The organism is Intrasporangium sp., assembly GCF_030452765.1.
In the GTDB taxonomy this organism is placed as follows: domain Bacteria; phylum Actinomycetota; class Actinomycetes; order Actinomycetales; family Dermatophilaceae; genus Intrasporangium_A.
In genome coordinates this window covers 1-21,114 of sequence record NZ_JAKDLO010000066.1, presented here as the reverse complement: position 1 = coordinate 21,114, position 21,114 = coordinate 1, and the positions used below count along the sequence as shown (strand labels likewise).

23 protein-coding genes are annotated in these 21,114 nt (G+C 69.6%); 18 read left to right on the top strand and 5 right to left on the bottom strand.

Going from position 1 to position 21,114, the window contains the following annotated elements; all coding sequences use genetic code 11:
- Window positions 1-106: 106 nt before the first annotated feature.
- Together L0H79_RS10245 and L0H79_RS10240 are read left to right on the top strand one after the other, a co-directional pair.
- Window positions 107-352, top strand: coding sequence for a hypothetical protein (locus L0H79_RS10245; RefSeq protein WP_301484502.1), 246 nt, complete (start codon window positions 107-109; stop codon window positions 350-352).
- On the top strand, window positions 349-744 hold the full coding sequence (locus L0H79_RS10240; RefSeq protein WP_301484501.1) for a type II toxin-antitoxin system VapC family toxin: 396 nt from the start codon (window positions 349-351) through the stop codon (window positions 742-744). The genes L0H79_RS10245 and L0H79_RS10240 overlap by 4 nt, the downstream gene beginning before the upstream one ends.
- Window positions 745-1,055: 311 nt before the next feature.
- On the opposite strand, the gene L0H79_RS10235 is transcribed toward L0H79_RS10240, so the two are convergent.
- Entirely contained in the window at window positions 1,056-1,484 is a 429-nt protein-coding gene (locus L0H79_RS10235) for a hypothetical protein (protein ID WP_301484500.1), read from the bottom strand.
- Window positions 1,468-2,283 carry a hypothetical protein gene (locus L0H79_RS10230; RefSeq protein ID WP_301484499.1) on the bottom strand — a complete coding sequence of 272 codons (816 nt, stop codon included), beginning with the start codon at window positions 2,281-2,283 and terminating at the stop codon, window positions 1,468-1,470. The genes L0H79_RS10235 and L0H79_RS10230 overlap by 17 nt, the downstream gene beginning before the upstream one ends.
- Window positions 2,284-2,384: 101 nt before the next feature.
- Here L0H79_RS10230 and L0H79_RS10225 point away from each other — a divergent pair, with 101 nt between their 5' ends.
- Window positions 2,385-3,191 (top strand): LemA family protein, encoded by an 807-nt coding sequence (locus L0H79_RS10225; protein ID WP_301484498.1) that lies wholly within the window; start codon window positions 2,385-2,387, stop codon window positions 3,189-3,191.
- A gap of 32 nt (window positions 3,192-3,223) precedes the next feature.
- On the opposite strand, the gene L0H79_RS10220 is transcribed toward L0H79_RS10225, so the two are convergent.
- The gene (locus L0H79_RS10220) at window positions 3,224-3,919 is read right to left on the bottom strand and encodes a DedA family protein (protein ID WP_301484497.1); all 696 of its coding nucleotides are present in this window, start codon (window positions 3,917-3,919) and stop codon (window positions 3,224-3,226) included.
- Window positions 3,920-4,079: 160 nt separating this feature from the next.
- On the opposite strand from L0H79_RS10220, the gene L0H79_RS10215 reads away from it, so the two are divergent.
- The 5 genes from L0H79_RS10215 (at window position 4,080) to L0H79_RS10195 (ending at window position 7,888) form a co-directional block, all read left to right on the top strand.
- Window positions 4,080-4,949, top strand: a complete 870-nt coding sequence (locus L0H79_RS10215) for an ABC transporter substrate-binding protein (RefSeq protein WP_301484496.1) — start codon at window positions 4,080-4,082, stop codon at window positions 4,947-4,949.
- A 17-nt stretch (window positions 4,950-4,966) separates the two neighbouring features.
- Window positions 4,967-5,845, top strand: coding sequence for an amino acid ABC transporter permease (locus tag L0H79_RS10210; RefSeq protein ID WP_301484495.1), 879 nt, complete (start codon window positions 4,967-4,969; stop codon window positions 5,843-5,845).
- Between the two features lie 98 nt (window positions 5,846-5,943).
- The gene (locus L0H79_RS10205) at window positions 5,944-6,687 is read left to right on the top strand and encodes an amino acid ABC transporter ATP-binding protein (RefSeq protein ID WP_301484494.1); all 744 of its coding nucleotides are present in this window, start codon (window positions 5,944-5,946) and stop codon (window positions 6,685-6,687) included.
- A 137-nt stretch (window positions 6,688-6,824) separates the two neighbouring features.
- The gene (locus L0H79_RS10200) at window positions 6,825-7,457 is read left to right on the top strand and encodes a TrmH family RNA methyltransferase (protein WP_301484493.1); all 633 of its coding nucleotides are present in this window, start codon (window positions 6,825-6,827) and stop codon (window positions 7,455-7,457) included.
- Between the two features lie 221 nt (window positions 7,458-7,678).
- Window positions 7,679-7,888, top strand: coding sequence for a dodecin (locus L0H79_RS10195; protein WP_301484492.1), 210 nt, complete (start codon window positions 7,679-7,681; stop codon window positions 7,886-7,888).
- An 8-nt stretch (window positions 7,889-7,896) separates the two neighbouring features.
- Here L0H79_RS10195 and L0H79_RS10190 read toward each other — a convergent pair whose 3' ends face one another.
- A complete protein-coding gene (locus L0H79_RS10190; RefSeq protein ID WP_301484491.1) occupies window positions 7,897-9,402 on the bottom strand; it encodes a carboxylesterase/lipase family protein in 1,506 nt (501 codons plus the stop codon).
- Window positions 9,403-9,474: 72 nt separating this feature from the next.
- Between L0H79_RS10190 and L0H79_RS10185 the strand changes: the two genes are divergently transcribed.
- From L0H79_RS10185 to ppk2, 4 genes are all read left to right on the top strand, one after another.
- Complete coding sequence (locus L0H79_RS10185) at window positions 9,475-10,599, top strand: Xaa-Pro peptidase family protein (RefSeq protein ID WP_301484490.1); 1,125 nt, start codon at window positions 9,475-9,477, stop codon at window positions 10,597-10,599.
- A 113-nt stretch (window positions 10,600-10,712) separates the two neighbouring features.
- The gene (fbaA, locus tag L0H79_RS10180; protein ID WP_301484489.1) at window positions 10,713-11,753 is read left to right on the top strand and encodes a class II fructose-bisphosphate aldolase; all 1,041 of its coding nucleotides are present in this window, start codon (window positions 10,713-10,715) and stop codon (window positions 11,751-11,753) included.
- A 37-nt stretch (window positions 11,754-11,790) separates the two neighbouring features.
- Window positions 11,791-12,198, top strand: a complete 408-nt coding sequence (locus L0H79_RS10175) for a DUF3151 domain-containing protein (RefSeq protein WP_301484488.1) — start codon at window positions 11,791-11,793, stop codon at window positions 12,196-12,198.
- Window positions 12,199-12,313: 115 nt separating this feature from the next.
- Window positions 12,314-13,174 carry a polyphosphate kinase 2 gene (gene ppk2 / locus L0H79_RS10170; RefSeq protein ID WP_301484487.1) on the top strand — a complete coding sequence of 287 codons (861 nt, stop codon included), beginning with the start codon at window positions 12,314-12,316 and terminating at the stop codon, window positions 13,172-13,174.
- On the opposite strand, the gene L0H79_RS10165 is transcribed toward ppk2, so the two are convergent.
- On the bottom strand, window positions 13,168-14,097 hold the full coding sequence (locus L0H79_RS10165; RefSeq protein ID WP_301484486.1) for a diacylglycerol kinase family protein: 930 nt from the start codon (window positions 14,095-14,097) through the stop codon (window positions 13,168-13,170). The two genes, ppk2 and L0H79_RS10165, sit on opposite strands and share 7 nt — an antisense overlap.
- Before the next feature lie 299 nt (window positions 14,098-14,396).
- Here L0H79_RS10165 and L0H79_RS10160 point away from each other — a divergent pair, with 299 nt between their 5' ends.
- The 6 genes from L0H79_RS10160 to lysS form a co-directional block, all read left to right on the top strand.
- Complete coding sequence (locus L0H79_RS10160) at window positions 14,397-15,149, top strand: SDR family NAD(P)-dependent oxidoreductase (RefSeq protein ID WP_301484485.1); 753 nt, start codon at window positions 14,397-14,399, stop codon at window positions 15,147-15,149.
- A gap of 90 nt (window positions 15,150-15,239) precedes the next feature.
- A complete protein-coding gene (locus tag L0H79_RS10155; protein WP_301484484.1) occupies window positions 15,240-16,205 on the top strand; it encodes an NAD-dependent epimerase/dehydratase family protein in 966 nt (321 codons plus the stop codon).
- Between the two features lie 496 nt (window positions 16,206-16,701).
- Window positions 16,702-17,304, top strand: a complete 603-nt coding sequence (locus L0H79_RS10150; RefSeq protein ID WP_301484483.1) for an MFS transporter — start codon at window positions 16,702-16,704, stop codon at window positions 17,302-17,304.
- Window positions 17,305-17,367: 63 nt separating this feature from the next.
- Window positions 17,368-17,787, top strand: a complete 420-nt coding sequence (locus tag L0H79_RS10145; RefSeq protein ID WP_301484482.1) for a universal stress protein — start codon at window positions 17,368-17,370, stop codon at window positions 17,785-17,787.
- Between the two features lie 107 nt (window positions 17,788-17,894).
- Complete coding sequence (locus L0H79_RS10140; RefSeq protein ID WP_301484481.1) at window positions 17,895-19,214, top strand: adenylosuccinate synthase; 1,320 nt, start codon at window positions 17,895-17,897, stop codon at window positions 19,212-19,214.
- A gap of 91 nt (window positions 19,215-19,305) precedes the next feature.
- The coding region (lysS, locus tag L0H79_RS10135) for a lysine--tRNA ligase (RefSeq protein WP_301484480.1) at window positions 19,306-21,114 on the top strand (1,809 nt) is incomplete at its 3' end.

Here is a 21,114-nt window from a genome sequence, read left to right as displayed (position 1 = left end):
CGAAGGCATGGCCTGGCGTAGGTCGTGAGGACCCGAGCGAGGAACGAGCGAGGCCGTGCGGGATCAGTGCATCCCGAGGTGACTATCAAAGTGATATCGTGACCACATGGACGTGTTGATCAGGGACTTGCCGGCCGAGGTCCATGCGGAGCTCACTCGTCGCGCCGCCGCCGAGGACAAGAGCCTCCGCGCCTACTTGCGTGAGGTTCTGACGGATCACGTGGCCGTTCCGTCCATGGAGCAGTGGCTCGAACATCTGCACGAGCTCGGTCCGAACCATGTGGCCACACCATCCGGCGCGGAGCTTGTCACCGCTGCGCGCGCCGAGGATGACGCGATGGTGGGCCGTTGACCATCGCTGTCGTCGACGCCGCGATGGTCGTCGACCTGATCTGTGGCCTGCCCGCCGCTGATCCGTTCCGCGGCCACCTTGCTGCGGTTGATGCGGTTGCGGCGCCCGCCCACCTCGATGCGGAGGTCCTCTCGGCGCTCGGTCGCCTCAAGCGTGCCGGCCAGTTGACCCATGGGGCGCAGCGCGTCCGGGCGCTCGGAACTCTCGGTGCCAAGCGATGGCCGCTGCCGCCACTGTTGTCGGCGGCGTGGGCGCTGACGGACCGTATCGCGGTTCGCGACGCCCTGTACGTGGCGCTGGCGGTGTCGCTCGACGCGACCCTGCTCACCACGGATGAGCGTTTGCGCAGGGGAGCCTCCGGGATCGTGAACATCGCCGAGCCCGACGAGTGAACCAGCGCCGCAGAACGATCCGCCGCGGCGTCGGTCAGCGGCTCGACAGCGACGTCGCGCGCCCCGAGCAGCCGTGCGAGCTGCGCCTGGCGGCTCCCGCCTCTCCAAACCTGGCCGACCGCGCGTACGGGGATCGGCCTGTGGCCCCGGCAGCCGATGGCCTCCGACAGTTCGACGATTCGAGCGAAGACAACCTGCAGCAGGCCCGTGCCGAGCCCGCTGCCCTCGACCAAGCAGTCACTCATCCTGCACGGTGTCGCCGACGAGACACACCCGGCCCGGCCGCCTGCTGCGTTCGCTACCAGTGTTCGCTACCAGTACCCGTGCTGCGTCTGAGGCGGGCGGTGACGTGCCCTCCGTGAGCGTCGGGCAGCGGATACCACGAGCAGAAGCCCCGCAGCCACGAACCAGATGAGCATCACCACCCCCTCGATCCAGCGGACCGGCCCATCCAGCTGCGCGGTCTCTGGATGGTCCGCCCAGTAGTAGACAGTGACCTTCGTACCGTCCGGGGACTGCGTGGCTCGCGTGTCGTCCTTGGTATAGTCCTCCCCGCCCACCGTGTAGTAGACGATCCCGCCCTCGACGGTGCCGGTTACCTGCTCGCCGGCGTAGTAGACCCAGTTCGGTGACTGGACCTCGAGGCCCACGACCAGGAGCCCGAGCACGAGCAGGGCGACCGCGACAATCGTCGATGGGTGAGTCAGCCATTCCCGGATCGACTCACCAGCGTGCGCCATACTCTTCTCCTGAACTCAAAGTCTCGGCAGCGTTCGATTCCTTGGATGGAGTCGTACCCGGCCAGGGGGCGACCGCATCAGCCCGTAGCCCGGGCGATGACCGTGTGGGGCTGACGGGGTCGGTCACAGCGAGCGACGGCGTCGCGTGGTCACCGATGTGGACCGCATAGCCGCTGCGGAGAACTGCCAAGGTCGACGGCGGCGTGATCACCGTCGCCAGGCCCAACCGGGGCCGCTCGAGGCGGTCGCCGTAGGTGTTGTCCGGGCGCCACAGCGTCACGTGGTCGGCTTGCACGAGAGCCGGACCGACCTCGAGCCGGACGAAGGACCCGTTCGGCAGCTCAGACCAGGGCACCCGATGGAGGCGTCGGGTCCGGCGAGGCGGGTCCCAGCGCTCCTCGTGCAGGTGTCGGTCGAGCTCGGGGGCACCGAGGCGGGTGACACGGAGAAGCCGCGCCGTCGCTGCGGCGAACTCGCGATACGCAGCGCGGCGGCACTCCGCGCACGGCCGATGCCCGGCAGCGAAGGCGACCGCTTCGTCGAGGAAGAAGAGCGGCGTGTAGTGGTGCGGATCCCACTGCTCGGCGTCGCGGCCGTGGAACGAGAGGACACAGGTGATCCAGGCCCGCGACTGGTGGTGACGCAGGACCACCCGGGACCCGGAGCCCTCGTGCAGCCGTCCACGGTTGCCCATCCAGGCGCACCGACCTGCCGCCGCGACGACCTCGCCCAGCGGGGTGACGCGATTCTGTGCGGGGATCTGCGGCGCCTCCATCGATCCCATCGATCCTGATGGCATGACGCCACCGTACGGGGGCGCGCCACCCAGAGACCTCGGAAGCCTCCGAGGCGTAGGAGTGGCACCCTACGATGGTTTGGACAACTCACCGGAGGAGCACCATGATCGCCGTCTGGATCATCCTTGGCGTCATCGCGCTGATCGCCATCTGGGCCGTCAGCAGCTACAACGGCCTCATCGGTCAACGCAACAAGGTCGAGGAGGGGTGGCGTCAGATCGACGTCGAGCTGAAGCGCCGTCACGACCTCATCCCCAACCTTGTCGAGACCGTCCAGGGCTACGCCCAGCACGAACGCGGCACGCTCGAGGACGTCATGCGCGCCCGGTCAGCCGCCATGGCCGGTGGCCAGTCTCCGGCCCAGGCTGCGCAGGCCGAGGGCGAGCTGAGCCAGGCGCTGGGCCGTCTCATCATGGTCTCCGAGGCCTACCCGGAGCTCAAGGCGAACGAGAACTTCCTCGCCCTGCAGAGGGAGTTGACGAGCACCGAGGACCGCATCGCGAGCTCGCGCCGCTACTACAACGCGCTCGTTCGCGACCTCAACACGAAGGTCGAGTCGGTGCCCTCGAAGTTCGTCGCGGACATGACGGGCATCAAGCGGGCCGAGTACTTCGAGACCCCAGCCGCCGAGGCCGTCGCCCCGAACGTCAGCTTCGGCACGGGCGGCGCCGGAACCGCCGGCGGTCCTGCCGGTGCGGTCGGGCCGTTGACCGCACCCGGTGCAGTCGCCGGCCCCTCGACCGTCGCCGGGGGCGTGGCTGGTCCCTCGACCCAGCCCGGCAGCATCGCCGGGCAGGACGTGCCGTGGCGCGCGGGCGGGTCCGATCCGCTCGTGACGTCCGGTCACGAGGATGCGCCGGGGCAGCCCCTGCCGAACCCCAACGTCGACCGCACGTCGCCGAACGACTGACCAGCTGAGCCGCACGAGGGTGTTCGGGTGGCTCAGTGGCCGCTCGAGCGGTGGTCGGCGATGTCCGCCGCTGCTTCGCCGAGCTCGGCCGCGAGCGCGGCGGCCTTCTTCTTGTGCCGCCACCACTCGAACGCCATCGGGATCACCGAGAAGGCGACGATGAGCAGGATGATCGCCTCGATGTTGTGTTGCAGGGCCGGGAACGCCTGGCCGAGCAGGAAGCCGAGCAGGATGACGCCCACCACCCAGGCGACCGCGCCCACCGCGCTCCATGTGAAGAACCGCCTCCGGTCCATCCTCGAGACGCCGGCGACGACGGTGATGTAGGTGCGCACGATCGGCACGAAACGACCGATGACGAGCGCCTTGTTGCCGTGGTGGTCGAAGAAGTCGCGGGTCTTGTCGAAGTTCTTCTTGTTGACGAACCGCCCGTCACGCTCATAGAGGGGGGTCCCGAGGGCGCGGCCGATCTCGTAGCCGCTGACGTTGCCGAGGAACGCCGCGAGGCAGAGGAGCAGGATCGCCACCCCGATGTTCATCTGCACCTGGCCGGTCGCGATGAACAGGCCCATCGCGAACAGCAGCGAGTCGCCGGGCAGGATCGGGAAGAGCAGCCCGCACTCGACGAAGACGATGGCCAGGGAGATCCAGAAGAACGCGCCCCCGTACTGCTGCAGGAGATAGGCAGGGTCCATCCAGTCAGGGCCGAGGGTGGCGAGCGCGTGCATGGTCTCAAGGGTAGGTGCGAAGCGCGGGTCACGAAGAATCCGCGCGTGCGGCGCAGCCTCGCCACGCGGGAAGGACGGGTGCCCCGCGGACGCGGCTGAGCAGCATACCCTCTGGTTCTAGACTCGACGCCGGACCCTCCCGCCGCACCCAGGAGCACACATGACCCGCAGTCGTCTTGCCGTCGCCATCGCCGCCCTGGGGGTCGCCGCGCTCGGCGCATGTGGGTCCCCGAGCGCCCCTTCGCCCGGCTCGGCGACGGACGGCGCGGGCCAGACCGTGGCCTCGTGCAGCAAGGACGGACTCAAGCTCGTCACGCCCGGCAAGCTGACGGTCGGCACGGACAGCCCGGCCTACGAGCCGTGGTTCGTCGACAACGACCCGAGCAACGGCAAGGGCTTCGAGTCGGCCGTCGCCTACGCGATCGCAGACAAGCTCGGCTTCCCCAAGGACGAGGTGACCTGGCAGGTCGTGCCGTTCAACAACGCCATCGCGCCGGCGCCGAAGAACTTCGACTTCGACGTCAACCAGATCTCGATCTCGGAGCAGCGGCGCAAGGCGGTCGACTTCTCGTCCGGCTACTACGACGTGCGCCAGGCCGTCGTCACCTACAAGGGCAGCCCGATCGACGGCAAGACCGCCATCGCCGACCTCAAGGGCGCGGCGCTTGCGGCACAGGTCGGCACGACGTCGTACACGGCCATCGTCGACCAGATCGAGCCGACCCAGGACCCGAAGGTCTTCGACACGAACGACCTGGCCGTGCAGGCCCTGAAGAACAAACAGATCGACGGGGTCGTCGTCGACGTGCCGACCGCGTTCTACATGGTGGCGGCGCAGCTCGACGACGGCGTCATCGTGGGTCAGCTGCCCATGGTGGGTCAGCCCGAGCAGTTCGGCGCGGTGCTCGACCTGCACTCCCCGCTCACGCCGTGCGTGACCAAGGCCGTCGACGCCCTCCGCGCGGACGGCACGCTCGAGAAGCTGCAGGAGCAGTGGCTCACCAACGCGGGAGCACCTGAGCTGAAGTGACGACGAGAGCATCGGGTATGCCGCTGCGCCCGGACGGCGCGTCCCTGACCGACCCGTGGCGTCCCTCTCCCACAGAGCTCGAACGGCGAGCCTACCGGCGGGCCCGGACGACCCGGTCGGCGCTCGTGTCGGCCACCTCGACGATCGTCGTCGGTGCACTCGTCGGCTGGCTCGTCACCCGGTCCGAGGGCTGGCCGCGGGTCCAGGAGACGTTCTTCAGCTGGGACAAGGCGGTCGACTCGTTCCCGGCCGTGCTGACCGGGATCTGGCTCAACATCCGGATCATGGTGATCTGTGGCATCGCGATCGCGATCATCGGGATGACGCTGGCGATCATGCGGACCCTGCGCGGGCCGATCTTCTTCCCGCTGCGGCTCTTCGCGACCGCCTACGTCGACCTGTTCCGCGGGCTGCCGCTGCTGCTCGTGATCTACCTGCTCGGGTTCGGGGTGCCGGCGCTGCGGCTGCCGAACGTCCCCAGCTCGCTGGCCCTGTGGGGCGGGGTAGCGATCACGCTGTCGTACTCGGCGTACGTCGCCGAGGTGTTCCGGGCCGGCATCGAGTCGGTCCACCCGTCCCAACGGGCCGCCTCCCGCGCGCTCGGGCTCAGCCACGGCCAGACCCTGCGGCATGTCGTCGTCCCCCAGGCGGTGCGCCGGGTCATGCCGCCGCTGATGAACGACCTCGTCTCGCTGCAGAAGGACTCCGGGCTCATCGCCGTCCTCGGTGTCGTCGACGCGATCCGGGCGGCGCAGATCGAGTCTGCGACGGACTTCAACTACACGCCCTACGTCGTCGCGGGCTTCCTGTTCATCTGCCTGACCATCCCGATGGCGCGGTTCACCGACCATGTCGCGAAGAGGCAGGGCTGGCACGGCTCGGGAGGCACGCTGTGACGGACCAGAACAAGGACCGGAACAAGGACCAGAGCCCGGCCCCCACCCCATCGAGAGTGCACGAAACCTCGTCGAGAGTGCAGAAAACCTCATCGAGAGTGCAGCCGGACGAGGTTCTGCTTCGGGTACGCGGGCTGCGCAAGTCCTTCGGGCGCAATGTTGTCCTGCATGGTGTCGACCTCGACGTGGCACCGGGGGAGTGCGTCGTGCTCATCGGCGCATCGGGCTCGGGCAAGTCGACCCTGCTGCGGTGCATCAACCTGCTCGAACAGGTCGATGACGGCGTCATCACCTTGGCCGGCCAGGACATCACCGACCCGCGCGCGAATGCGGATGCGGTGCGCGCGCGCACCGGGATCGTCTTCCAGGCCTACAACTTGTTCCCGCATCTCACGGTCCTCGACAACGTGACCCTCGCGCCGCGACGGGTGCACGGGCGCTCGCGCGCCGACGCCGAGCGTGCCGCGCTCGCGATGCTCGACCGGGTCGGGTTGGCTGACAAGGCGCCTTCCCGGCCGGACGATCTGTCCGGAGGCCAGCAGCAGCGCGTGGCGATCGCCCGGGCCATGGTCAACTCGCCCGAGCTGCTCCTGCTCGACGAGGTGACCTCGGCGCTCGACCCGGAGCTCGTCGGCGAGGTCCTCGCGCTCCTCGGTGAGCTGCGCGCGGAGGGGATGACGATGATCCTGTCGACCCACGAGATGGGCTTCGCCCGCGACGTCGCCGACACGGTGTGCTTCCTCGACGCGGGTCGGATCCTCGAGCAGGGTCCCCCGAGTGAGGTACTCGCTGCGCCGCGCGAGCCGCGCACGCGCCAGTTCCTCTCTCGGCTCGTCTCATGACCGCCCCTCCCAATCGAGAGTGCAGCAGTCCTCATCGACAGTGCAGCAGTCCTCATCGACAGTGCAGCAGTCCTCATCGACAGTGCACTTCTTCGGATCGAGAGTGCACTACTCACCAGCCCGCGACCCGCGAGCGAGTGCAGGAGGCAGCTCAGCGGCATACTGACATCGGCGTCGGTCCGTGGACCGGCGCCTGGCCCGAGGGCGACACATGGGATCCCGAACTGCTGCGTGAGGGTGACCGACGCAACGTCGTAGACCGGTATCGCTACTGGCGGCACGAGGCGATCGTCGCCGACCTCGACGCGCGACGACACGACTTCCATGTCGCCGTCGAGAACTGGGGTCACGACTTCAACATCGGCTCGGTGATCCGCACCGCGAATGCCATGGGCGCCAATGCGTTCCACATCGTCGGGAGGCGTCGCTGGAACCGTCGTGGGGCGATGGTGACTGACCGTTATCAGCACGAGCACCACCATCCCGACGCCGGGTCGCTCGCGACGTGGGCGATGCAGGAGGGGCTGGCCCTCGTGGGCATCGACAACCTGCCGGGCTCGCTGCCGATCGAGACCTACGACCTGCCGCGACGCTGCGTGCTCGTCTTCGGGCAGGAAGGGCCAGGGCTCTCCGAGCCGATGCGCCACGTGTGCGACGTGGTGCTGCACATCGAGCAGTTCGGGTCGACCAGATCGGTCAACGCCGGCGCCGCGGCCGCGATCGCGATGCACGCCTGGGTGCGACGGCACGTCTTCGACCAGCAGCCGTGAGCAACGAAACCGCACTCTCGATCAGCACAAGTGAACTCTCGATGAGAACTGCTGCACTTTCGATGAGAACTGCTGCACTCTCGATCAGCACAAGTGAACTCTCGATCAGGACACGCGCACTCTCGATGAGAACTGCTGCACTTTCGATGAGATCAGGGGTGGGATCGGGGAGGCTCTGTCGCAAGTACACCTGCGCCGGGCGGGCGTGGGAGCATGGGCCCATGGCAGCCAACACGTACGGGATCAGCGAGATCGTCGGGACATCGGACACGTCCCTCGACGACGCCATCGCGGGGGCCGTCGCCCGCGCGAACACCACCGTGCGCAACCTCGACTGGTTCGAGGTGCAGCACGTCCGTGGCCACATCATCGACGGCCGGGTCGCGCACTACCAGGTCACGCTCAAGCTCGGCTTCCGCATCGAAGAGTAGCCACCGGCTCAGCTGCGTCCGGCGAGCAGGGGTGCCCAGGCCCGCCGTTCGTCGCCGCGCGGGTCCACGACCACCTCGGACGGCACGCCGAACGTCATCACCGCTCGCCGATCAGGCGTGTATGCCGCCCAGCCGGGGTCACCGGTCGACGCGAAGCTCACCCACGCCGAGTGCATCTCGGTCGCGAGCGACTGCGGCGCGCCCGGCCCGACCAGGGTCGGTCCGGGCTCCCGGCCGAGGGTGTCGAACACGAAACCCAGCTCGAGGGCATGGCAGGCGCCGAGCTCGGCCACCAGGTCGGTGCGCCAAGCGAACTCGTAGACGTGGGCGGTCGAGCCCGCGGCGCCGGCGGCCTCGGCGAGCTGGACGGTCGGCAGCCGGAACGCGCCATCCGTGAGGATCGCGGCGACGACGTCGCCCGGTGGCGCGTCCGGTCGGTTCGCCGAGTAGCGTTCGACGAGCTCCGCCGGCCAGCCGTAGCGCGCAGCGAGGAGCGGCATCGCCTCGGGGGTCACCGCGGCGGCGACTCCGGTGGGCACGACGAAGAGGCGGAACTCCTCGGCCGTCGTGCCGGTCAGAAGGGGGACCGGGACCGTGGAGCCCCCGGTGATGACCTCCGAAGGCGGACCAAGGACGACCTCCCCGTCCACGCACGGGAAGAACCCGGTGATCCCGAGGCCGGCACGGATCGTCGTCGCGCCCCACCGCGCCGGGTCCGGGCCGAGCGCCAGCTCCAGGCCGACAGCGGTCTGCGCCTCCAGCAGGGCCTCGGGGGCCACCTGGCCGAGTGCCTCGGCAGTGGTGGGCACGCCCAGCCTGGCGGCGACCTCCTCGACCACCCTGCGCAGGTCGTCAGGGTCGCCGACCGTCGACCCGCCACCGCTCTGCACGATCGCCCTGCGGAACAGGCCGCGGGCCGGTGGGGCGGCCATGAGGGTCGCCACGCTCATCCCACCCGCGGACTCGCCCATGATCGTCACGTTGCCCGGGTCCCCACCGAAGGCCGCGACGTTCTCCTGCACCCACTGCAGGGCGAGGATCTGGTCGCGGATCCCGAGGTTGGTCGGCGCATCCGGCAGCACCGGGAAGCCGGCGACCCCGAGCCGGTAGTTCACCCCGACCATGACCACGCCGTCGCGCGCGAAGGCCGTGCCGTCGTAGGTGGCAATGGAGTTCGCCCCCCGGACGAAGGCGCCCCCGGGGAACCACACGATGACCGGCAACCCGGACCCGCCGGGATCGGGGGTCCAGACGCCGACGTTGAGGTAGTCGGGGCCGTCATCGACCGAGCTCGGCAGCAGCGTGTCGACCGGTGCGGCGTACGGGGCCTGCAGCGCGGTCGGGCCGTGCCGCGTCGCGTCGCGCACCCCGTCCCAGGCAGGGGCCGGCCGTGGCACCTCGAACCGTGCGTGCCCAATGGCAGGAGCGGCATACGGGATGCCGAGGAACCGGCTGACCCGCTCGTGCTGGTCGCCGCGCACCTGACCCGTCGTGATCCGCACCACCTGTTCCATACGCGGATCGTGGCAAACGGTGCTCGTCCTCGCAAGGCCGCCAGGCCCCCGAGGCGCAGTAGGGTCCAGCCCATGGGAACCTCGGCCGCCGCTCTCGATGCGGCTCTCGCGCAGGACCGACTGGCCCGGCTCAGGACCGCCGCCGACCGGGCGGGGGTCTCCGCCGTGGTCGTGAGCCCGGGCTCCGACCTGCGCTACCTGCTCGGCGTGGGCGGCTCGTCGTTCGAGCGGCTCACCTGCCTCGTCGTGCCGACCGACGGGGCACCCCCGGTCTTCGTGGCGCCGGCCCTCGAGTATGCCGGCCTGGCCGGGCTGGGGCTCGGCGACCTGGGCCTCGACGTCCGGACGTGGGTCGACGGCGAGGACCCGTACGAGCTCGCGCTCGCCGGCACCGACACGGGTCGGGTCGCCGTATCGGACCTCACCCCCGTGCTGCACGCCTTCCGGCTGCGGGCTGCGGGCGCCGCCCACCAGGTTCTCGCCGGGCCGGTGCTGCGCGACCTGCGGATGCGCAAGGACCCCGCCGAGCTCGAGCAGCTGCGCCTCGCCGGCGCGGCCATCGACCGGGTCCACGCGCGGGTCGGGCAGTGGCTGCGGCCCGGCCGCACCGAGGCCGAGGTCGGTGCCGACATCGCGGCCGCCATCGTGCAGGAGGGCCACGCGGTGGCCGAATTCGTCATCGTCGGCTCCGGTCCGAACGCCGCGAGCCCGCACCACTCGCTCTCCGACCGGGTCATCGGGCGCGGCGAGCTCGTCGTCGTCGACATCGGCGGTCCGCTGCTCTCCGGCTACAACTCCGACAGCACCAGGACGTATGCCGCTGGGCTTGCTCCCAGCAGCGAGGTGGCCTCGGTGTACGCCGCGTTGCAGGCTGCCCAGCAGGCGGCCGTCGACGTGGTGCGTCCCGGCGTGACCTGCGAGGCGATCGACGAGGCGGCCCGAGCGGTGCTTCGTGAGGCCGGACTCGACCAGTACTTCATCCACCGGACCGGCCACGGCATCGGTCTCGACGTGCACGAGGAGCCCTACATCGTGGCCGGCAACGACCTGCCGGTCGAGCCCGGCATGACCTTCAGCATCGAACCCGGCGTCTACCTGCCGGGGGAGTGGGGGGCCAGGATCGAGGACATCGTCGCAGTGACCGACACCGGCGTCGAGCGGTTCAACACCCGACCGCACGATCTCCTCGTCATCTGACCTCCGGCCGGTTCCACGAGCGGGTGCGCGCTCGGGCGCCGGTGCCCGCCGGGCGGCATACATGGCAGGATCGAGGCGGAGCCACCACCCCCGTCACGCGCAGGAGGACCGCAATGCCCATCGCCACCCCCGAGGTGTACGCCGAGATGCTCGACCGCGCGAAGGCCGGGTCCTTCGCGTACCCCGCCATCAACGTGTCGAGCAGCCAGACGCTCAACGCCGCACTCAAGGGCTTCGCCGACGCCGGGTCCGACGGCATCATCCAGATCTCGACCGGCGGCGCCGAGTACCTCTCCGGCCCGACGGTCAAGAACATGGTGACCGGCTCGCTCGCCTTCGCCGCCTACGCGCACGAGGTCGCCAAGAACTACCCCGTCAACATCGCGTTGCACACCGACCACTGCCCCGAGGACAAGCTCGACGGCTTCGTCCGGCCGCTGCTCGCGGCGTCGACCGAGCGGGTCAGGTCGAAGGGGCCAGACGGCGGGCTTCCCTATTTCCAGTCGCACATGTGGGACGGCTCGGCCGTGCCGCTCGAGGAGAACCTCCAGATCGCCGAGGAGCTGCTCGCCAAGGCGGCCGCGGCGCGCGTCATCCTCGAGATCGAGGTCGGGGTCGTCGGCGGTGAGGAGGACGGGGTCGCCCACGAGATCAACGAGAAGCTCTACACGACGCCCGACGACGCGGTCGCCACGGTCAAGGCCCTCGGCGCGGGGGACAAGGGGCGCTACCTGACCGCCCTGACCTTCGGCAACGTCCACGGCGTCTACAAGCCGGGCAACGTCAAGCTGCGCCCGGAGATCCTCCTGCAGGCCCAGCAGGCCGCGGCCAAACAGCTCGGGCTCGGGGACGACGCGCGGCCGTTCGACCTCGTCTTCCACGGCGGGTCGGGCTCGCTCGAGGAGGAGATCTCGGCGGCGGTCGACTACGGCGTGATCAAGATGAACGTCGACACCGACACGCAGTACGCCTACACCCGGCCGGTCGCAGACTGGATGCTGTCGAACTACCACGGCGTCCTCAAGATCGACGGAGAGGTCGGCAACAAGAAGCAGTACGACCCCCGCGCGTGGGGCAAGGCGGCCGAGGCCGGCATGGCGGCCCGCGTCGTCGAGGCGTGCGAGCACCTCCGCGCGGCGGGCACCCATCAGTGACAAGCGATTCCGGTATGCCGCTCAGCTGGGGGATCTCGTGAGCTCGGACCTGCTCGGCATCCCCGAGACACGGCTCCCGCCGGACCCGGCGGGCCAGCGGCTCGCGGCCGGCGTCGACCCGGCACAGGTGGCGGCGGGACATCCGGAGTCCTCGCTCGCCTGGGCGGTCCTCGCCGAGGATGCGCTCGCCGACGGTGGCCGGGACGTCGAGGCCTATGCCTACGCCCGGACCGGCTACCACCGGGGCCTTGACGCCCTGCGCCGGGCCGGCTGGCGCGGCCAGGGTCCGGTTCCGTGGTCGCACGAGCCGAACCGTGGCTGGTTGCGGGCGCTCGCGGCGCTGGCCCGGGCGGCCCGGGCGATCGGCGAGTCCGACGAGGAAGCCCGGTGCACCGAGTTCCTCCGGGCCAGCTCGACGCAGGCGGCCCGCGAGCTCGGACTCTGACTGCGGTAGCAAACCGTGAGCCGAGCGGCCGGGGTGCGACCGCGCTCAGCGGCATACCTCGCCGTCGGTATGCCGCAGGGCGCGCGACGCCGAGGGTAGCCACTAGCCTGACGGCATGGCGTCGAGAGGCGAGACCGAGTCGGAGGCAACGGGCTTTCGGACCACGAAGATCCCCGACAAGATCTACACCGCCGAGCTCTACCGGCTGCAAGGCGAGCTGGGCAAGCTCCAGACGTGGATCAAGGACACCGGTGCGCGGGTCGTCGTCGTGTTCGAGGGACGCGACGCGGCGGGTAAGGGTGGGACGATCAAGCGGATCACCGAGTACCTGTCGCCTCGCGCGGTCCGGATCGCGGCGCTGCCGGCTCCGACCGAGCGGGAGAAGACGCAGTGGTACTTCCAGCGCTACATCGAGCACCTGCCTGCTGTCGGCGAGATGGTCATGTTCGACCGGTCCTGGTACAACCGCGCCGGCGTCGAGAAGGTCATGGGCTTCTGCACGCGCGAGCAGTACCAGCTCTTCATGCGGCAGTGCCCCATCTTCGAGCAGATGCTCGTCGACGACGGGATCCACCTGCGCAAGTACTGGTTCTCGGTGTCCGACGACGTGCAGCTGACCCGGTTCAACAAGCGCCTGCACGACCCGCTGCGGCAGTGGAAGCTCTCCCCGATCGACCTCGAGTCGATCACCCGGTGGGAGGAGTTCTCCCGGGCCAAGGACGAGATGATGGTGCACACCGACACCCCGGTGGCGCCGTGGCACCATGTCGCGTCCGACTCGAAGAAGCAGGCTCGGCTCAACATGATCCACCACCTGCTCTCGTCGCTCCCGTATGACGACTCAGCCGCCGGGCATCCCGAGGTGAAGCTGCCCGAGCGGCTGCCGAGCACGGGTTACCGGCGTCCGCCGATCGCCGTCTCGAAGTACGTCCCGGACTGGGCCTCGACACTCGTCGACGACCCCGTGGCTCACTGAGCGGTTGCCCCCCCCTGGGTGGGCGGCAGGTGGATGTGCAGCGCCTGCGGCTCGATCCGCGCCTCGAGCCACTCGACCCCGGGATGCTCGTCCCCGTCGACATGGATCGTCACCGGCTCCTGCGTCTCGACCCGGACGAGCCTGGCCGTGCGGTACTCGAGCCCCGGCACGTCGCCCTTCCAATGGACCAGGCCCTTGAGGGCGATCGGCACCCAGCCGACGACGTGGGCCGGGCCGACAGCGGCGACGTGGATTAGGCCGTCATCGACCGTTGCTCCGGGCAGGATGTCGATGCCGAGCGGGATCCGCCCGACGCTGCCGGCGAGCAGGCACCACAGAGCCCGTTCCTCGGCAGGGCCGTCATCGAGCCGCACCCGCATCGGGATCAGCGGTTCGCCGAGCGTGGCCACCGCCGGCACGAAGTAGGCCCTCCACTGGATGCGCTTCTTCAGGGCCGGCCGAACGAGCTCGATCGTGTCGGCGTCGTGACCGACGCCGGTCATGACGACGAAGGCGCCTTGGCCGTCGGGGCGGTCGGGGCCGCCCCACCTGGCCCGCCCGAGGTCCACCTCGTGCGCCTGCCCGTCGAGGGCGACCTCGATGGAGCGAGCCAGCGAGCGGTGTGGGAGTCGCAGGTTGCGTGCAAAGAGGTTCGCCGTGCCGCGCGGGATGATCCCCAGCGCGACGTCCGTGCCCGCCAGCGCGCCGGCGACCTCTCGGACCGTGCCGTCGCCCCCGCACACGACGACGAGTTCGGCGCCGTCCGCGACGGCCTTGCGGGCCTGCGGGCCGCCCGGCTCGGCCATCGTCGTCCACTCGAGGATGACGTGCTGCCAGCCCCGGGACCGGCAACCGGCCACGACTGCGGTCACGGCGACCCCGGCCGGGTCACCGACGGGGTTGCCGACGATGGTGACGCGCACGTGCACGAGTGTGCCGCATGAACCGAGACCCGCCGTGGGAGCCCACCCTGCGGGGGCACCTCGCCCCGAGCCCTGCGGGCGCCACCGTGCGGCGCCACGAGAACTGCAGTTGCGGTGGGTTGGCGTGGTGGCTCGCTCTGCTTTGGCCACGAGACGGCGGGACCCGGCACAGCGACATACTGTGTCGTTCGGCAGGCGGGACCTCAGTCCCTACCGGATGGCACGACGGCACCGCAGGGTCGAGGCATCACCCCCTGTCGCGCCGCCCGCGCGGCAGGAAACGAATCCAAGGAGTGGACATGAACAGGCTCGAGGGGCGCGTCGCGCTCGTCACCGGTGCAGCGAGCGGGATCGGCAGGGCGACGGCGCTCCGGCTCGCCGACGAAGGCGCTGCCGTGCTCGTCACCGACGTCCAGGTCGAACCGGGTGAGGTGGTGGTCAAGGAGATCTCCACGGCAGGCGGCACAGCCAAGTTCGTCCGACACGACGTCACCAGCGAGGCCGACTGGGAGGCGGCGTGCGCCGCTGCCGTCGAGCAGCTCGGGGGCCTCGACATCCTCGTCAACAACGCCGGAATGGGTGACCTGAAGGCGATCGAGGACACGAGCCTCGACGAGTGGAACCACACGATCGCCATCGACCAGACGGGCGTCTTCCTCGGCATGAAGGTCGCCGCCCCACACCTGCGCAGGTCCGGACACGCCTCGATCGTCAACATCAGCTCGATCTTCGGCACGAGCGGGGGGTTCGGGACCTCCCCGGCCTACCACGCCGCCAAGGGGGCGGTCCGCACTCTGACCAAGAACGCGGCGCTGCACTGGGCCGACACCGTCATCCGGGTCAACTCGATCCACCCCGGCTTCATCGACACACCGATCCTCGACTCGGCCAAGGGCACCGGGTTCTGGGACGCGATGACGGCGTTGACCCCGATGGGCCACCTCGGCCGGCCGGAGGACGTCGCGGCGGGCGTCGCCTACCTCGCCAGTGATGACGCGGCCTTCGTCACCGGGTCCGAGCTTTACATCGACGGCGGGTATCTGGCCCGATGAGCGGGGCAGGTGACGGCTCCGGAGCAGTCCTGAGGGGTCCCGCCGGGCAGCCGCCCTGCTGACCGACAGCGCACGGGACCACAATGGGGGATGCGCTATGCACTGACCGGAGCCACCGGGTTCGTCGGCGGCGAGCTCGCCCGCCAGCTCGTATCAGACGGCCATGAGGTCGTCGCCCTCGTCCGCTCACCCGGCAAGGCCGCCGATCTCGAGGCCCTCGCGGTCGACCTCGTGCCGGGCGACCTCGACGACGGCACCGCCCTCGACCGGCTGCTGGATGGCGCCGACGGGCTGTTCCACGTCGCAGGGTGGTACAAGCTCGGCCAGCGGGACCCGACGCCCGGCCAGCGGGTCAACGTCGAGGGCACCCGGCACGTGCTCGAGGCGGCACGCCGGGCGGGCACACCGAAGGTCGTCTACACGAGCACCCTTGCGGTCAACTCCGACACGAACGGGCGGATCCTCGACGAGACCTACCACTACAGCGGGCCGCATCTGTCCGAGTACGACCGCACGAAGGCTGAGGCGCACGCTGTCGCCAGAGAGTTCGCCGCCGCGGGGCTGCCGGTCGTCATCGTCATGCCCGGCGGCATCTACGGCCCGGGCGACACGTCCCAGGTCGGCGAGCTGATCGCACAGGTCGTGGCGGGTCGCCGCGTGCAGGCGCCGAACGGCGGGGGCGAGCTGGTGTGGGCGCACGTCTCTGATGTCGCCCGCGGGCACATCCTCGCCATGGAGCGCGGGGTCCCGGGCGAGTCGTACATGCTCGCCGGCGATCGCGGCACCTTGGCCGACCTGCTTGAGCGCACCGCCCGGATCGCGGGCACCAAGGGCCCGGTGCTCGTGCCGACCGCGCTGCTGCGTGCGGGCGAGAAGGTCATGGCCCAGGTGTCCAAGGTCGTGCCGGTGCCGCCGCTCTACCACCCCGAGACGCTACGGTCCGCGCTCGCCTCCTACCTCGGCACCCGGCAGAAGGCGGAGCATGACCTCGGCTGGCATGCCCGGCCGCTCGACGAGGGACTCGCCGACACGGTCGCCGCGATCCGCGCCGGCTGACTGCAGCGCCTGTGGACAGGCCTGGCCCACCGAGTGCCCGGTATGGCACGCCGTCGGGTTGTCCGTGCGGTTCGCCGCGCAGTGAAGGCGGGTCCGTCGTGACGTTGCGTCGCAGAGCGATGCAGTATGCCGCTGAGGTCGGGCTCGTTGTCGTGCTCAGTTCCGTGCTGGCCGGGTGTGCGAGCGACGTGCCCGACCCGGCCTCGACGGGTGCCGCGCCCACGGCGTCGGCCTCATTCTGCGGCGCGCCGACTGGCGTGTCCGCAGAATCTGAGCCCGACTGACGGGGTGAACGAGGCGGGCCAAGCCGCAGCGTCGCCGGTTGCCGACACGCCCGCTATCCACATTGTGATCATTTGCCGGATGAGTCGGTCATTGCTAGCCTCTCCGAGGAATCCGCGAATCCGCACCGCCGCGCCCCAAGGATGCCTCATGGTCATCGGTACACCACGTGCCGACCCATCGCTGATGCCACCGAATAGACACCCCTTCGTGCGTGCCCGGGGTCCTGGAGCAGTCCGGGTTCAGTGAGTCGAAGGCATTGACCGCGGCGACTGTCTTCGGTTTGGCGGCCGTGGTTGGCGGGGTGATCGCGCTGCGCAACATGGACCGGCTCGACCGTCGTAAGACGTTCTTCCTCGGTCTGTTCCTCACGACAACCTGCCACTGCCTCGTCGGCGTCGCCGGACTCGTGTTCCCGCATGACAGCCCCGCGTTCCCGTACATCGTCGCGACGCTGGTCACGCTGTTCGTGCTGTCGATGCAGTCCTTCCTCAACATCGCCGTATGGGTGTGGCTCGCAGAGATCTTCCCGTTGTCCATCCGCGGCCTGGCGATCGGCGCCTCGGTGTTCTTCGGCTGGACCGTCAACGGCGTCCTCGCGCTGTACGTTCCGACTCTGCTCGACGCTCTCGGGACCGGCACGTTCTTCGTGTTCGCGGTGCTCGGGGTCATCATGCTCGGCTTCCTCTGGCACGAGGTCCCCGAAACCCGCGGCCGGTCGCTGGAAGCGCTGGAGGAGGAACTCACTACCGGTGAGATCTACAAATCGCTGCCGCGACGACTGCCCTTCGCAGGCTTCCTCTATGGCCGCAACTGATCCCGGCAAGGTGGGGCCAGACGACAGAATGCCAACAGCTACGGTGAGGAGACAACCACAACCATGACCATTATCGCCGCCGTCAACCACAGCCGGGAAGGCCGCCTCGCACTGGTCGCGGCCGTCGCCGAGGCCAGACAGCTGGGCACCGACCTGGTCGTCGTCAATCTCGGACATGAACAAGTGGATGTGACCGACCTGGACACCGACGCTGTCACGGTCTCCGTCGTCGACCGCAGAGGCAAGGACAAAGAGCACTCCGCCGGCGCGGTGATCGACGAGATCGCCGCGCGTCAGGCGACGCGCCTCGTCATCGGCGTCAGGCGCCGGACACCAGTCGGCAAGGCAATCCTGGGCAGCCTCAGTCAGCGGCTGCTGTTCGACAGCCCAGTCCCGGTCCTCGCGGTCAAGCTCCCCAAAGGCGAGTTGCCGTCCAGCACCTTCGACGACCTGCCCGCCGGAATGCGTCGCGTCACCGGGTGATTCCCCACCGATCACGTGGCCACCCCGCCGGGAGCCCACCGCCCAACCGATAGCCTTGCCCGGGGCTCCGACCGCGAGGGCCGCAACTACCCTGGGAGGGCGGACTGATGCCGGCAATCGTGCTCGTCGGGGCGCAGTGGGGCGACGAGGGCAAGGGCAAGGCGACCGACCTGCTCGGCAGCAGCGTCGACTACGTCGTGAAGTTCAACGGTGGCAACAACGCGGGTCACACGGTCGTCATCGAGCAGAACGGCAAGCGCGAGAAGTACGCCCTGCACCTGCTCCCCTCGGGCATCCTCTCGCCCAACTGCATACCCGTCATCGGCAACGGTGTCGTCATCGATCTCGCCGTCCTCTTCGAGGAGCTCGACGGGCTCGATGCCCGGGGCGTCGACACGAGCCGACTGCTCGTCTCGGCCAACGCACACATCATCCCGTCGTACAACCGCACGCTCGACAAGGTCACCGAGCGGTTCCTCGGCAGCCGCCGGATCGGCACGACCGGCCGGGGCATCGGCCCGACCTACGCCGACAAGATGAACCGCACCGGCGTCCGCATCCAGGACCTCTACGACGAGAAGATCCTGCGCCACAAGGTCGAGGCCGCCCTGCAGTTCAAGAACCAGGTGCTCGTCAAGATCTACAACCGCAGGTCCATCGACGTGGACGAGGTCGTCACCGAGCTGCTCGAGCACGCCGACCGGCTCGCGCCGATGGTCGCCGACACCTCGCTCGTCCTGACGCAGGCGCTCGACCGCGGCCAGACCGTCCTGTTCGAGGCCGGCCAGGCGACGCTGCTCGACGTCGACCACGGCACCTACCCATACGTCACCTCGAGCAATGCCACCTCGGGCGGCGCCTGCACCGGCTCCGGAGTCCCGCCGACCCGGGTCGACTCGGTCATCGCGATCCTCAAGGCCTATACGACGCGGGTCGGGGAGGGCCCGTTCCCCACCGAGCTGCACGACGAGTCGGGCGAGTTCCTCCGCAAGACGGGCGCCGAGTACGGCGTGACGACCGGGCGACCGCGCCGCTGCGGTTGGCTCGACACCGTCATCGGACGCTACGCGACACGGGTCAACGGCGTCACCGACTTCGTGATGACCAAGCTCGACATCCTTACTGGCCTGGACAAGGTGCCGATCTGTGTCGCCTACGACGTCGACGGGGTCCGGCACGACGAGATGCCGGTGAACCAGACCGACTTCCACCATGCGCAGCCCATCTACGAACATCTCGACGGCTGGACCGAGGACATCACCGGGTGCCGTCGCTTCGAGAACCTGCCCGCGAACGCCCAGGCCTACGTCCTGCGAGTCGAGCAGCTGGTCGGCGCCCGGGTCTCCGCCATCGGAGTGGGCCCCGGACGCGACGAGATCATCGAGCGCTTCCCTCTCAGGCCCGAGCGGGCGCAACACGCCGAGTAGTCGACAACCTCGACGGCTGCAACCATCGAGGTTGTCCGTTGCTCGGTGTGTTGCCGGGTGACATGGCACGGAGCGAGTCATGAGGAAATCCATGAGTGAGCAGGTAGTCGGACAGGACTGGGTCACCAGGCTCGCCGACGAGGTCATCGCCGACGCGCAGCGCAGAGAGCTCAGTGGGGGCGTCATCGTCTGCGCGTCCGGTATCAGTCCGTCAGGGCCCATCCACCTCGGCAACTTCCGCGAGCTCATCACGCCGCACCTGGTCGCCGACGAGATCGCACGGCGCGGGCTGGCCTGCGAGCACATCCTGTCCTGGGACGACTACGACCGCTTCCGCCGAGTCCCGCACGGCCAGCCCGGTATCGACGCGTCGTGGGAGCAGTACATCGGTATGCCGCTCACCTCCGTCCCCGCGCCCGCGGGCTCCCCGCACGTGAACTGGGCGGAGCACTACAAGGCGCCGCTCGTCGAGGCGATGGGGCACCTGGGCATCGCGGTCCGCGAGATCAGCCAGACCGAGATGTACACCAGTGGCGCCTACGTCGAGCAGGTGCTTCTCGCGATGCGCGAGCGGGTCGCGATCGACGAGGTGCTCGGCCGCTACCGAACGCTCGAGGCTGCGGCCGAGGCGAAGCAGCGGGAGACCGGTCGGGCCAAGGACCAGGCAGGCACGGGAGACCAGCTCGGCAAGGCAGGCAAGCCCGGCAGGCCCGGCAAGACGGGCAGGCCCGTCGTGCTCACCCCCGAGCAGCAGGAGGCCCAGACCGAGGCCGAGCGGGGCTCGGGCGCGGCGAGCGAGGACGACGGCAGCGGGGGCAGCGCCGGCTACTACCCGTATCGGCCCTACTGCACCTCGTGCAACACCGACTTCACGACGGTGACGACCTACGAGGACGAGACGCACGCACTCACCTACCGCTGCTCGAAGTGCGGCCACGAGGAGACCGTCGACCTCGCGAGCTTCCGCAGCGGCAAGCTCGTCTGGAAGGTCGACTGGCCGATGCGCTGGGGCTACGAGCGCGTCGTGTTCGAGCCGTCCGGTGTCGACCACCAGTCGCCGGGGTCCTCGTTCGTCGTCGGCAAGGACCTCGCGCCGATCTTCGGGTGGCAGCGCCCGATCGGGCCGATGTATGCGTTCGTCGGGATCGCCGGGATGGCCAAGATGAGCTCGTCCCGCGGTGGTGTGCCGATCCCGAGCGACGCCCTCGAGGTCATGGAGCCGCAGGTGCTGCGCTGGCTCTATGCCCGGCGCAAGCCGAACCAGAGCTTCGACATCTCCTTCGGCCAGGATCTGCAGCGTCTCTACGACGAGTGGGACGCCCTCGTCCGCAAGGTCGGCGAGGGCAGGGCCCAGGCCGGTGACCTCGCGGCCCACCTGCGGGCGACGTCGACGGCGACGTGGGTGCTGCCCGAGACACCGCACCCGATGCCGTTCCGGACGATCGCGTCGGTCGTCGACATCACCCAGGGCGACGACGCGCAGACGGTGCGGATCCTGACCGACCTCGACCCGGACGAGCCCGTGACCTCGGTCGACGAGCTCCGGCCACGCCTCGACTGTGCCCGCCGGTGGATGCTCGGCTATGTCCCCGAGCAGGACCGGACGGTCGTGCGCAGCGCCGCCGACCGGGCCCGACTCGGCGAGCTCGACGACCAGCAGCGCGAGTCCCTCCGACTGCTCGTCGACGGGCTCGACACGCACTGGTCGCTGGACCGTCTGACCCATCTGGTCTATGCCGTGCCGAAGATCCAGCGGGGGATCGACCCCGCGGCGAAGGTCAAGGACCCGGAGCTGTCGAAGGCGCAGCGAGCCTTCTTCGTCCTCGTCTACCGACTGCTCGTCGGCACGGACACGGGCCCTCGGCTGCCCACACTGCTGCTGGCCCTGGGCAAGGACAGG